The following is a 13,088-nucleotide window of genomic DNA, read 5'->3' on the forward strand; positions in this document are numbered from 1 at the left end:
TCCCCGCCTCAAGACCCGCGGGGGCCCGCCGATGACGGGAGGGACGCCATGGATGGCGTCTGCCCCGACGATCAAGGACGACCTCAGATGCGCCAGCCGTCGGTGATGCGTGCGCTGTTGGTGGAGCAGGACTCCGCCGCGGTCCGCCGCCACCCCATCCCGCAGGATCCTGCCGCCGGCTTCGAGGTCGTGCGGGCGGGTCGCGTGACCGACGCCCTCGACGCCCTTCGCCGCGAGCCGTTCGCCGTCGTGCTCGTCGACCCGTCCCTGCCCGACGCGCGCGGGCTCGAGGCGCTCGACGCGCTGCAGGTCATGGCCGGCGGCACCCCGCTCGTCGTGTGGGCGGACGACGTCGACGACAGCGCGCGCCGGGACGCCGTCGCCCACGGCGCGGCGACCGCCCTCGACCGGGGCCGGACCGACGGCCCGACGCTCCTCGCCGCCCTGCGCGGCGTCGTCGCCACCGCTCGCTTCGAGCAGGCCGTCCGCGACGCCCTGCGAGGCGCGCGCAACGCCGGGTCCGACGTGACGGTCCTCCAGCTCCATCTCCCCCACTGGCCTGCGCTCGCCGCCCGCTTCGGCGACGCCGACCTCGCCCTCCTCGCCCGCGCCGTCAGCGAGCGCGTCGCCGCCCACCTCGGCCCGTACGACGTCCTCCACGACCTCGGCGACGGCCGCATCGCGGTCGTCGCGACCGACTGCGAGCACGAGACCGAGGCGCGCGAGCTCGCGCTGCACCTCGTCCAGGCGCTCGAGCGCCCCGTCGACCTCGACGGGCAGATCGTCCCGCTGCAGGCGCGCTGCGGCTGGGCGCTCGCGCCGTCCGCCGCGCCGACGGCCGACGTCGCCGTCACCCGCAGCGCCCCCGCCCCGCTGTCCGCCGACGCCCCGGACGCCGACGGGCGCGGCGACGTGGATCGGTCCTCCGGCGTCGTGCGCCCGCTCGGCGCCGCCCCCGAGACGCCCGTCGTCGCGGGCCCCGGCTCCCGCCGCGGCTTCGCCCGCCGCCTCCGCGCCGCGATCGCCGCCGGCGAGCTCACCCTCCACTACCAGCCGATCATGCGGCTGGGGGACGACACGATCCCGGTCGTCGAGGCCCTCGTCCGCTGGAAGCTCCCCACCGACGACGGCACCACCCGCTTCCTCCCGCCGTCCGAGTTCATCCCGCTCGCCGAGGAGACCGGCGCGATCGAGGAGATCGGCGCCTTCGCCCTCGGCGACGCGTGCCGGCAGCTGCGCGAGTGGGACGACCTCGGGCTGCAGCCCGTCCGCGTCGCCGTGAACCTCTCCGCCCGTGAGCTGTGCTCCCCCGCGCTCCCGGCGCGCGTCGCCGATGCCCTCGCCGAGAGCGGCCTGCCGGCCGACCGGCTCGAGCTCGAGCTCACCGAGTCGATGTTCGCCGACCCGGAGGCGACGGCGAAGATGCTCCGCCGCCTGCGCGCCCTCGGCGTCCGCGTCGCGATCGACGACTTCGGCACGGGCTACTCGTCGCTCGGCTATCTCACGCGCTTCGCCGTCGACGTCATCAAGGTCGACGGAGCGTTCGTGCGCCGCGCGGCGGAGGACCACGACGCCGCCGAAGTCGTCCGCGCGATCGTCGCGATCGCCCACCAGCTCGACCTCGAGGTCGTCGCCGAGGGCATCGAGACCCAGGAGCAGCTGCGCTTCGTCCAAGGCGAGGGCGTCGACCTCGTCCAGGGGTATCTGTTCTGCGAGCCCCTGCCGGCGGATGCCGCGGGCGCCTGGCTCGCCTGGGCGGCGCAGGTCGTCGCCCGCGAGAGCCCCGCCGCCGCGGCGTCCGCCGAGGCGTCGGCGTCCCCGGCGGACGGGACCGCGCGTCACGACGCCCGGCTCCCGCGCCGCGAGCGCCTCATCCGCCGCGGGACCATCGTGGCGGGCGCCGTCCTCGGCGCGGCCGCGGTGTGGCCCGTCCGGATGCCCGCCGCGAGCGCGTGCCCGCCGTCGGGCGAGGGCCTCGTCCACTGCCAGCTCCAGCACGGCTGGGCGCCGGCCCTCACGGTCTTCATGGCGGTCGTCGCCGCCGTCTACCTCACCGTCGACCTCGCGCGCCCCACCTCTGCGGCCGTGCGTCGCCGCCGCGAGCCCGAGGAACGGGCCCGCCGCCCGCGGCGCCCGCAGCTGCCCGGTGCGAGCGCCGACCCGGTGCTGCTCGCCGCGACCTGGGGCGTCACCGCGCCGCCGAACACCGTCGCCGCCGTGACCGGGCGGCCCGGGCCGGACGGCCTCTCAGAGGCCGCGTAGCGCCGACGCGACGGCGGCCCACCGCTCCAGGTCGGGCCGCTCCCCCACGAACGCCACCCGGTCGGCGATGCCGCCGACCCGGGCGCGGATCTCGGCCGCCGCAGCGGCCGGGTCCTCCGCGCGGACGACGAACAACGCCACCACGTCGTCGTCCACGAGGGCCGGCATCTCGCTCCACCCACCGGAGGTCGAGAGCGCGTGCAGGCGCTCGTGGAGCGCGCCGAGCCCATGGTGGTCGAGGATCTGCCGGTAGCCCGGCGTCGACCCGTAGAACGCGACGCGCCGGCGGCTCTCCTCCCACTCCTCGTCGCTCGTGGCGACGAACAGCGCGGCGGTGATCTCGAGCTCCTCGCGCGTCCGCCCGCCCCGCTCGAGCCCGCGCTCGAGCGCCGGCAGCGTGATCTCGCGGAGCGTGCCGGCGGTCTGCAGCGAGTGACCGAGGAAGCCGTCCGCGACCTCGCCCGCGACCTCGAGCATCCGCTCGCGCACGGCGGCCAGCAGGACCGGCGGGCGCCCGTGCGGCTGCGGCGCCGGGCGGAAGTTCGGCGGCATGAGCGTGTGCGACCAGAACTCCCCGCGGAAGTCCAGCGCTGTCCCCTCCTGCCAGCTGGCGAAGATCGCGCGCAGCGCGAGGACCTGCTCGCGCATGCGCGCGGCCGGCCGCTCCCAGGCCGCGCCGAAGCGTCGCTCGACGTGGGCGCGGACCTGCGATCCGAGACCGAGCGCGAAGCGCCCGTCGCTCAGCGCCTGCAGCTCCCAGGCGGCGTAGGCGAGATCCATCGGCGTGCGCGGCAGCGCGAGGGCGATCGCCGTCGCGACGCGCGCGGTGCTCGTCGTGTCCGCCACGAGGGCCGCCTGCACGAACGGGCTCCCGCTCGTCTCGGTCACGCCGATGCCGTCGAATCCGAGCGCCTCCGCCCGCCGTGCGGCGGCGGCGACCTCGGTCACGGGGATGTCGCGAAGCGTCAGGTCGATGCGCACCCCCGGAGCATCCCGGACCGCGCCGGCGGACGCCGGCGCGCGTCCCGCCGGCCCCGCGCCGCGCCCGCCCCTAGAGCGGCTGCCGGATGACCGGCGACTTCGCCGCGGCCGCCTCGTCCAGGCGGCGGACCGGCGTCGTGTACGGCGCGTTCTGGGCGATGGCCGGGTCCTCCCCGGCCTCGGTGAGGATCGCGGCGATCGCCTCGGCGAAGGCGTCGAGCGTCTCCTTCGTCTCGGTCTCGGTCGGCTCGATGAGGAACGCCTCGTCGACGAGCAGCGGGAAGTAGACCGTCGGCGGGTGGAAGCCGTGGTCGAGCAGGCGCTTGGCCAGGTCGAGCGTCTTGATGCCGAGGTCCTTCTTCATCGGCGCGCCCGAGAGGACGAACTCGTGCATGCACAGCTCCCCGAAGGCGAGCGGCAGGTGCTCGGTGACGCCGAGCGCCCGCAGCTTCGCGAGCAGGTAGTTCGCGTTCAGGACCGCCGTCTCCGACGCGTCCTTCAGCCCCTCGGCCCCGAGCGAGCAGATGTAGGCGTAGGACCGCACGAAGCAGCCGTAGTTGCCCTGGAAGCCGCGCAGGCGGCCGATCGACTTCGAGCCCGGCCGGCCCTCGGCCGGGTCGTGCTCGAGCGTGAACGTCCCGTCGTCCTGCTTCTCGATGACCGGCACCGTGAGGTACGGCGCGATCCGGTCGGACACCGCGATCGGGCCGGAGCCCGGGCCGCCGCCGCCGTGCGGCTGGGTGAACGACTTGTGGAGGTTGTAGTGGACGATGTCGAAGCCCATGTCGCCCGGGCGCGAGATGCCCATGACGGCGTTGAGGTTCGCGCCGTCGTAGTAGAGCGTCGCCCCGACCTCGTGGACGATGTGGGCGATCTCCTCGATGTTCGGGTCGAAGACGCCGAGCGTGTTCGGGTTCGTGAGCATGAGGCAGGCGACGTCGGTCGTCGCCTTCGCCTTCAGGTCCTCGATGTCCACGCCGCCGTCAGGGTTCGTCCCGACCTTCACGACCTCGTAGCCGGCCATCGTCACCGTGGCGGGGTTCGTGCCGTGGGCGGTGTCCGGGGTGAGGACCTTCCTGCGGTGCTCGCCGCGGTCCTCGTGGTAGGCGCGGGTGAGCAGGACGCCGAGCAGCTCGCCGTGCGAGCCGGCGGACGGCTGCAGCGCGACGTGCGGCAGGCCGGCGACCGACCCGAGGGCGCGCTCGAGGTTGTACATGAGCTCGAGGGCGCCCTGGGCGCGCTTCGGGGTCTGCAGCGGGTGCAGGCGGGCGTGGCCGGGCAGTCCGGCGACGCGCTCGTGCAGCCGCGGGTTGTGCTTCATCGTGCACGAGCCGAGGGGGTAGAAGCCCGAGTCGAGGTCGAAGTTCCGCTTGCTCAGGTTGACGTAATGGCGGACGAGCTCCGGCTCGCTCACCTCCGGCAGCCGGGCGGGCTCCGTGCGCCGGTAGGCGTCGGGCAGCAGGCCTTCCACCATCGGGACGTCGACCTTCGGGCAGCTGAAGGCCCGGCGGCCGGGCGACCCCTTCTCGAAGATCGTCTTGACCTCCGAGCGCTGCATCGGCGTCCCGCCGGTCGCGTCGATGGGCAGCTCGTGGCGCGGCGGGTGGGCTTCGATGCCCGGGTCGCCGTGGAGGACGTTGTCGCTCAGCGGAGCGCTCATGCCGCCACCCCGGTCGTCGTGCCGGCGGCTCGCTCGGCGGTGACGGCCGCGCCGAGGACCTCGACGAGCCGGTCGATGTCCTTGCGCGAGCGCTGCTCGGTGAGCGCGACGAGCAGGCCGCCGCGGTGCGCCGGGTCGCCCGTGAGCGTCTCGAGGTCCGCGCCCGGGTGCACGCCCGCGTCCTGGCAGCGGTCGATGACCGCGGCGACGGAGGGCACGTCGAGCGTCAGCGCGAACTCGCGGACGACCGGCTGCTCGTGGAGCTTCCTGACGCCGTCGAGCGCCGCGAGCTGCTCGCGGGCGTAGTGCGTGCGCTGCAGCAGCAGCTCGCCGAGCTCCTGGAAGCCCTGCCGGCCGAGCCAGGCGAGGTAGACGACGCCGCCGAGCGCGTTGAGCGCCTGGGCGGTGCAGATGTTCGACGTCGCCTTCTCGCGGCGGATGTGCTGCTCGCGCGTCTGCAGGGTGAGGACGAAGCCGCGGCGGCCGTCGACGTCCTTCGTCTCCCCCGCGATGCGGCCGGGCATGCGGCGCAGGTACGCCTCGGTGGCGGCGAAGAAGCCGAACGACGGACCGCCGAAGTCCAGGCGGTTGCCGAGCGCCTGGCCCTCGCCGACGGCGACGTCGACGCCGCACTCCCCGGGGGGCGCGAGGACGCCGAGCGTGATCGGGTCGACCTGGGCGACGACGACGGCCGGGGAGTTCTTCGCGGCGGCGCTGAGGGCGCTCGCGTCCTCGACCGCGCCGAGGACGTTCGGCTGCGCGAAGAAGACGGCGCTCGTCTCGCCGTCGATCGCGGCGGCCCACGCGTCCGGGTCGGTGACGCCGTCCTTCAGCGGGACGACGACGACCTCGATGTCGTAGCCGTGCGCGTAGGTCCTCAGGGTCTGCAGCGAGTGCGGGTGCAGGCCGGCGGACACGACGTACCTCGCCTTGCCGTTGGCGAGCTTCGCGAGGTAGCCGGCGGCGGCGACCGCGCTCGGGCCCTCGTAGACCGACGCGTTGGAGACCGGCAGGCCGGTGAGCTCCGAGATCGTCGTCTGGTATTCGAACATCACCTGCAGCCCGCCCTGCGAGATCTCCGGCTGGTAGGGCGTGTACGGCGTGAGGAACTCCGACCGCGACATGAGCATGTCGATGACGGACGGCACGTAGTGGTCGTACATGCCCGCGCCGAGGAAGGTGATCTCGTCCTCGGCGCTCGTGTTCTTCGCCGCGAGGTCGCGCAGGTGCGCGTAGACGTCCTGCTCGGGCAGGCCCTCCGGGATGTCGAGGCGCTCGTGGAGCCGGACGCCTGCCGGGATCTGCCGGTCGAAGAGCTCGTCGAGCGAGCCGACGCCGATCGTCTGCAGCATCTCGCGCAGGTCGGCGTCGGTGGTGGTGGTGTAACGGCTCATCGGTGGTCCTTCTCGGGGTGGCGGGCGGGGGCGGCGGCGTCCCTCAGGAGAGCGTGGCCTGGTAGGCGGCGGGGTCGAGCAGCGCCTCGGTCTCGGATACGTCGCTCAGACGCACCTTGACCATCCAGCCGCCGCCGTAGGGATCCTCGTTGATGGGCTCGGGGTCGTCGCCGAGCGCCTCGTTGATCTCGATGATCTCGCCCGACAGGGGCGCGATGACGTCCGAGACGGCCTTCACGGACTCGACCTCGGTGTACGGCTCGTCCTTCGTGACCGTCGAGCCGACGGCGGGCGGGTCGAAGAAGACGACCTCGCCGAGGGCGTCCTGGGCGAACCAGGTGATGCCGAAGGTGGCGATGTCGGGGTGGGTGGGATCGATTAGCGCCCAGTCGTGCTCGGGGTGGTACAGCAGGTCGTCGGGGTAGCTGGCGTCGGCCATGGCGGACTCTCCTCCGGGATGGGGTGATCTAGCGCTGGTACAGCGGCTTGGGGGCGACGACGGCGTCGCGCACCTTTCCGCGGACATCGATCTGCAGCTTCGTGCCCGGCTCGGCACTCGCGACGGGCACGTAGGCCATGCCGATCCCGACGCCGAGGCTCGGCGAGAGCGTTCCGCTCGTCACCTCGCCGCCGCCGACGACCGGGTTGCCGTGGCGGGCGATGCCCTTGCCCTCGACGGTGAAGGCGACGAGCTTCTCGGACGGGCCGGCCGCGCGCACCGCGCGCACCGCCTCGGCCCCGACGAAGCCCGTGGCCTCCTTGCAGGCCCAGCCGAGCCCGGCCTCGATCGGCCCGCGGGACTCCATGAGGTCGTTGCCGTAGAGGTGGTAGCAGACCTCGAGGCGCAGGGTGTCGCGGGCGGCGAGCCCGATCGGCTGGGCGCCGCGGCGCAGCAGCGCCTCCCACACGACCGGCGCGTGCTCGGCGTACATGATGAGCTCGACGCCGTCCTCGCCGGTGTAGCCGGTGCCGGCGACGAGCATGTCGAGGCCGTCGATACGGCGGCGGCCCGAGCGGAACCGGCCCGGCAGCGGCTGGTCGGAGAGCGCCTGGACGACCTCGCGGGCGAGCGGGCCCTGGACGGCGAGCATCGCGGTCGCCTCGGCCGAGTCGACGACCTGCACGTCGAAGCCCTCGGCCTGCCGGCGGAACCAGGCGAGGTCCTTGCCGTGGTTCGACGCGTTCGTCACCGTCAGGTAGCGGTCGCCGCCGGTCCGGTAGGTGAAGAGGTCGTCGAGGACGCCCCCGTCCTCCCGGCACAGGACGCTGTACTGGGCGCCGCCGATGTCGAGCTGCTCGACGTCGTTGGAGAGGATGCGCTGGAGGAACGCCGGCGCGTCGGGGCCGAAGGTCTCGATCTCCCCCATGTGCGAGACGTCGAAGACGCCCACGCTCGAGCGGACGGCGAGGTGCTCCTCGCGGATGCCGGCGTACTGCACGGGCATCTCCCAGCCCGCGAAGTCGACGATCTTCCCGCCGGCGGCGACGTGCGCCTCGTACAGCGGGGTGCGCTTCAGCGGCTGGTTCTCGGTGGCGGCCAAGGTCCGCGCAACTTAGCAGCGGGCGCGGCCCGCACCCTGTCCGGCGAGGCCCGGATCAGGCGTCGATGGCGCGCAGCAGGCGCAGCGCGGTCTCGACCTCGTAGCGCCGCTCGGACAGCGGGTGGCCGAGGAGCCGCTCCGCCTGCCGCACCCGGTAGCTCACGGTGTTCTGGTGGATCCCGAGGCGCTTGGCGGCGACGGTCGCGCGGCCGCTCTCCTCCAGCAGGACGGTGACAGTGGCACGGACGCGGCGGGTCGCGTCGTCCCCGGCGGCGAGGTCGCCAAGCTCCTGGGCGATGAAGCGGCGGGCCCGCGGGAGGTCGGAGGCGAGCAGCGAGGCGACCGCGACCTTCTCGTAGCGGACGAGGTGGCCCTGGTGGCGCCCGCCGACGCGCAGCAGCTCCTTGACGTGCAGCGCCTCCTCGTGGGACGTCGTGAAGCCCTCCCGGCCGGCGCCCTTCATCCCGGTCGTGACGACGATGCCGTCGAGCAGCGTCCGGTCGGCGCTCACCTCCGCGACGACCTCGTCCGACGGGCACTCGTCGAACGTGCACCACATCCACAGGCGTGTGCGCCCGTCGGGGACGAGCAGCGTCCGGCGGGCGCCGAGGCGGCCGGCGAGCGCCTGACCCTGCGTCTCCAGCCGGGCGACGACGTCCTCGGCGTCGTCGGCCGCGCGGGTCGTGAGGATGAAGGCGACGTGGTCGGCGCGCAGGTCGTACCCGAGACGGGCGGCGACGACGTCGAGGTCGAGCGGCTCGCCGGCGAGGACCTGCTCGACCGTCTCGTGGCGCAGGGCGGCCGCGCTGCGCGCCCACGTCTCACGCTGCTTGGCGTACTCCTCGGTGACCTGCTCGCTCACGGCGTCGACGTAGTCGAAGACGAACGACATCGAGTGGTCGACCGCCTCCATGAGGAGGTCGGGGTCGTCGATGCGGGTGATGATCTCGCGGCGCCAGAGCGTCCACGTCCACATCGTGCCGAGGCGGTAGGCGCGCAGCAGGCTCGCGAGCGGGGTGCCGCGGCGCACCATCGTCTCGGCGTACCGGATGGCGCCGGGCGGCGCGGTCGTCCCGCCGACGTCCTGGCCCTCGGCGAGCATGTCGAAGATGCGCTCGAGGTTGTCGTAGGTGCTCTGGTAGAGCCCCTCGGCGAGCTCCTCGTCGACGTCGAGCTCCGGCATCGACTCCTGGATGTACGCGCAGCACTCGGCGACCATGCGGTCGAGGGACGGGCGCAGCTCGACGGCCGTCTGCCGGCGGATGCGGTCGTGCCACTCGTGGTCCTGCGCCGCGGACTGCTTCAGCGCCACCCGTGTGCTCATGGGGCGAGCGTACCTGCGCACGCCGCCTCCACGCCAGGGGCAATGCGCCGGTCAGCGCACGCGGAAGGCGACCCGCGCACGCCTGAGCACCGCGTGCTCGTGGAGGACCTCGACGACGAGCACGTACGTCCCGGCGCGCAGGCGGTGGCGGCCGCGGGCGCCGAGACGGATCGTCAGGGTGCCGGCGCCGGCCTTCAGCGTGCGGGCCCTCGGGCCGCTCGCGACCGTCGTCGCGCGCCCCGCCGCGAGCCGCCGGGCGAGCCGGACCCGGACGGGGTTCAGCGCCCGGTCGGAGCCGGTGACCTTCACCTTCACGCGCAGCCCGCGAGCGAGCCGGGCCCGCATGCGCGCGACGGTGCGCGCGTGCTCGAAGCGGGCCGTGACCCTGAGCCTCCTCGCCGTCCCGGTGGACCCGGCGTCGCCGGGCCTCAGCGGGCCGGGCATCGTCGTGGCGCCCCCGCCGGGACGGTTGTAGACGTCGGCGCCGAAGGGGACGAGGCCGGCCATGTTCGCGTAGCCGAGGTACTCGTCGATGCCGAACACCTGCTCCAGGCTCTTGAGCAGCGAGTAGTGGTTGTAGGGGACGTCGCTGACGCTGCCGGGCCGGATGTACGGCGAGAGCGCCACCGCGCCCGTACGGCCGCCGCCGGGGCCCATGATCCCGGGCGCGGGGGTGTTGAGGCCGGCGGGCTCGCCGCAGCAGGAGGCCGTGTCGCTGAGCCCCGACTCGTCGAACGTCACGAGCAGCAGGCCGTCCTTGCGGAAGGCGGGCGAGCCCATGATCTGCGGGACCCACTTCGCGAGGAACGCGTCTGCGGCGATGAGATCACCCTCGGTCGTCCCCTTCGTGTTCGGCCCCTTGCACGGGGTGGCGTCGTGGCCGTCGTTGCAGAGGTTCGGGGTGATCCAGCTGAAGTTCGGGGTCGTGGCAACGGTCTTGAGGTCGTCGGCGAGCGGCGGCAGCGTCCCCACGTGCGCCGCGCACCGGCCGGGGACGTCGAGGATGGAGTGGAAGTAGACGAAGGGGTTGTGGCGGGCGGCGTACTGGTCCTTCGCCGTCGCGGCCTGCGTCGGGTCGGGGCGGCCGGGCTGCGGGTTGCCGCAGGTCGCCGGCTCACGGGCCGGGTCGTTGCCCATGTCCTCCATGTAGCCCTTCCACGTCAGGCCCTTCGCCTCGAGCTGGTCGACGAGGGTCCTCACCTGCCGCGGGTAGACGCAGCCGGTCCCGAGCGCCTGCCCGTCGGTGCCCATGATCCCGGGCAGCACGTCGGTGTAGATCGGGCAGTCGGCCTGGGTCAGCGGGTTCGGCGCCTGCCCCGAGATCTCGGTGATGTAGTTGTCGAGCGAGGCGTGGCCGGTGCCGTGGTACTGCCGCAGCACCTCGCCCGCCTTCGGCAGCGTGGCCCAGAGGTACTGGTTGGCCATGTTGTTCACGAAGGCCTGGTCGTAGCTCTTGTTCTCGAGCTGGATGACCCAGACGTGCCTGATCGGCGGCGGCGCCGCCTGCGCGGGCGCGGCGGTCGCGACGGCGGCGACGGTCGTCGCGGTCGTCGCGAGCAGGACGGCGAGGGCGCGCAGGCGAGGCATGGACCGGATTCACGCACACTCGGCGCCCGCGAGGGGCACCGGTGTGTGAACCGGGCGCCTACCGGAGGAAGGGCGGGATGTCGATGTCGTCGTCGCTGATCTCCAGCGACGAGCGCTCGACGCGCGGCGAACGGTCCCGGGTGGAGCGGTCCGCGCTGCGGCGGGTGTCCTCGCGGGCGTTGCGGGGACGGGCCCGGCCGTGGTCGAAGCCGGTGGCGATGACGGTCACGCGGACCTCGTCGCCCATCGACTCGTCGGTCACGGTGCCGAAGATGATGTTCGCGTTCGGGTCCGCGGCCCCTTGGACGATCTCCGCGGCCTCGTTGACCTCGAAGAGCCCGAGCTCCCGGCCGCCGGTGATGTTCAGCAGGATGCCGGTGGCGCCCTCGACGGACTCCTCGAGCAGCGGGCTCGAGATCGCGAACTTCGCGGCGTCCGCGGCGCGGTTCTCGCCGCCGGCGGTGCCGATGCCCATCAGGGCGCTGCCGGCGTCGCTCATGATCGTGCGCACGTCGGCGAAGTCGAGGTTGATGAGGCCGGGGATCGTGATGAGGTCGGTGATGCCCTGGACGCCCTGGCGGAGGACGTTGTCGGCCTCGCGGAACGCCTCGAGGATCGTCGTGCGGCGCTCGACGATCGCGAGCAGCTTCTCGTTCGGGATGACGATGAGCGTGTCGACGACCTCGCGGAGGCGGGCGATGCCCTCGTCCGCCTGGCGCATCCGCTGCGTGCCCTCGAACTCGAACGGCTTCGTGACGACGCCGACGGTCAGCGCACCGATCTCGTTCTTCGCGATCTCCGCGATGACCGGAGCCGCACCGGTGCCGGTGCCGCCGCCCTCGCCGGCGGTGACGAAGACCATGTCGGCGCCCTTCAGCGCCTCCTTGATGTCGTCGCGCGATTCGGCCGCCGCACCGAAGCCGACCTCGGGGTTGGCGCCGGCGCCGAGCCCCTTCGTGAGATCGATGCCGATGTTGAGCTTGATGTCGGCGTCGCACATCTGCAGCGCCTGCGCGTCGGTATTCGCGGCGATGAACTCGACCCCGCGCAGGCCCGCGTCGACCATGCGGTTGACCGCGTTGGTGCCGCCGCCGCCGACTCCGACGACCTTGATGACTGCGAGATAGCTGCCGCTGGTTTCCATGATGAAAGAAGTTCCGTCCTACCCTCGATCTATTGTCGAAGGTTTCGTAACCCGTGTCCGGGATGGGCGCCGCGCACGGTACGCAGCCCATGGGTGCTGTGTCAACGCGAAGCTTAGCCTGCAACGAGCGGTGCACGCGAAGCGACCCTCGATCCGAAGTCGAGGGTTTCGAGGCTGTTTTCCGATTTCTCAGGCTCGACCAGAGGTCGAGACTTTTTCACGGCGCTGCGGGTGGCTGGGCTGTGGTGGCGACGCCGGAGGCCGGCGCCGGGGTGGTCGTGGTGGTCGTGGAAGTCGTCGCGGGCGCCGCGTTCGGCGTCGTAGTCGCCGCACCTGGCGCGTCACCGCTCGTCGTCGCCGCGGTCTGGCCGGGGGCCGCGCCGCCGGTGGCCTCCATCGGCAGCGGTTCGAGGCCGGCCACGGCGGGCCGCTCGGGCACCGTGAGGTCGATGAGCGTGCCGCCCGCGGAGGCCGGATCGGCGAGCACGGCGACGAGCGCCGCCCACTTCGCGGCGAGGCGGTCGGCCGCGCCGAAGGCGACGGCGGGGCCGTCGCGGAGCTGCAGCTCGAGGCCGCGCGCGGCGGTGAACGTCTTCGTCACGTGGTCGCGGAGCGCGGCGGGCGCGGCGGCGAGGATCGCGACCTGCGCCCGGGCGAGCGCGTCGGTGAGGTGCGTCCCGCCGGGGGTCGCCGTGACGGCGACGGTCGGCAGGCCGTCGGTCCCCGCGCCGCGCAGCAGCGTCCCGTCCGCCGCGACCGGGATGGCGCTGCCCGCGCTGCGGAGGACCGCCACCGGGGTCCGCTGGACGACGGTGATGTCGAGGCGGTGCGGGACGTGCCCGGTGGCCTTCACGTCCGCCACGACCGGGAAGCGGCCGACCGCGGTCCGCAGGGCGGCAACGCGGACGTGGAGGGTCGTCATGTCCGCGGCGGCCGTCGTGAGGGCGTCCCGGATCTCGCCCGCCTGCACCCCCTGGACGCCGCTGACGTTCACGTCGGTCGCCGCGACGAGCGACGAGTCGCGCACGAGCCGCCAGCCGCCGAAGAGGCAGACCACGACGAGGGCGACCGCGGCGAGGAGCTTCGGTGCGGGCCGTGGGAGGCGCGCCCTGTGGGCGCCGGGCGTGCGACCGGCGCGCGGGGCGCGGGCGGCGAACGGGCGGAGGAGCGGGAACGTACGGGCGGCCATCCACCT

At 73.6% G+C, this 13,088-nt stretch carries 10 protein-coding genes; 1 reads left to right on the top strand and 9 read right to left on the bottom strand.

Features of this window, described 5'->3' with window-relative positions:
• The first annotated feature begins 87 nt into the window (after nucleotides 1-87).
• Entirely contained in the window at nucleotides 88-2,262 is a 2,175-nt protein-coding gene (locus tag NBH00_RS17510) for an REC domain-containing phosphodiesterase (RefSeq protein ID WP_254569883.1), read from the top strand.
• Here the strand turns inward: NBH00_RS17510 and NBH00_RS17515 are convergent.
• The 9 genes from NBH00_RS17515 to NBH00_RS17555 form a co-directional block, all read right to left on the bottom strand.
• A complete protein-coding gene (locus NBH00_RS17515) occupies nucleotides 2,248-3,243 on the bottom strand; it encodes a TIGR03617 family F420-dependent LLM class oxidoreductase (protein WP_254569884.1) in 996 nt (331 codons plus the stop codon). The two genes, NBH00_RS17510 and NBH00_RS17515, sit on opposite strands and share 15 nt — an antisense overlap.
• A 70-nt stretch (nucleotides 3,244-3,313) precedes the next feature.
• Nucleotides 3,314-4,903: an aminomethyl-transferring glycine dehydrogenase subunit GcvPB gene (gcvPB, locus tag NBH00_RS17520; protein ID WP_254569885.1), complete on the bottom strand. Its 1,590-nt coding sequence runs from the start codon at nucleotides 4,901-4,903 to the stop codon at nucleotides 3,314-3,316.
• Nucleotides 4,900-6,297: an aminomethyl-transferring glycine dehydrogenase subunit GcvPA gene (gcvPA, locus tag NBH00_RS17525; protein WP_254569886.1), complete on the bottom strand. Its 1,398-nt coding sequence runs from the start codon at nucleotides 6,295-6,297 to the stop codon at nucleotides 4,900-4,902. Before gcvPA ends, gcvPB begins: the two co-directional genes overlap by 4 nt.
• 43 nt (nucleotides 6,298-6,340) lie before the next feature.
• A complete protein-coding gene (gene gcvH, locus NBH00_RS17530; RefSeq protein WP_254569887.1) occupies nucleotides 6,341-6,736 on the bottom strand; it encodes a glycine cleavage system protein GcvH in 396 nt (131 codons plus the stop codon).
• Nucleotides 6,737-6,764: 28 nt separating this feature from the next.
• Nucleotides 6,765-7,838, bottom strand: coding sequence for a glycine cleavage system aminomethyltransferase GcvT (gene gcvT, locus NBH00_RS17535; protein ID WP_254569888.1), 1,074 nt, complete (start codon nucleotides 7,836-7,838; stop codon nucleotides 6,765-6,767).
• A gap of 55 nt (nucleotides 7,839-7,893) precedes the next feature.
• Nucleotides 7,894-9,162, bottom strand: coding sequence for a PucR family transcriptional regulator (locus NBH00_RS17540; protein WP_254569889.1), 1,269 nt, complete (start codon nucleotides 9,160-9,162; stop codon nucleotides 7,894-7,896).
• A gap of 51 nt (nucleotides 9,163-9,213) precedes the next feature.
• On the bottom strand, nucleotides 9,214-10,749 hold the full coding sequence (locus NBH00_RS17545; protein WP_254569890.1) for an alkaline phosphatase family protein: 1,536 nt from the start codon (nucleotides 10,747-10,749) through the stop codon (nucleotides 9,214-9,216).
• 58 nt (nucleotides 10,750-10,807) lie between these two features.
• Nucleotides 10,808-11,893, bottom strand: coding sequence for a cell division protein FtsZ (gene ftsZ, locus NBH00_RS17550; RefSeq protein WP_254569891.1), 1,086 nt, complete (start codon nucleotides 11,891-11,893; stop codon nucleotides 10,808-10,810).
• A gap of 217 nt (nucleotides 11,894-12,110) precedes the next feature.
• Complete coding sequence (locus tag NBH00_RS17555; protein WP_254569892.1) at nucleotides 12,111-13,082, bottom strand: cell division protein FtsQ/DivIB; 972 nt, start codon at nucleotides 13,080-13,082, stop codon at nucleotides 12,111-12,113.
• Nucleotides 13,083-13,088 lie beyond the last annotated feature (6 nt).

Source organism: Paraconexibacter antarcticus, assembly GCF_024220175.1.
Taxonomy (GTDB): domain Bacteria; phylum Actinomycetota; class Thermoleophilia; order Solirubrobacterales; family Solirubrobacteraceae; genus Paraconexibacter; species Paraconexibacter antarcticus.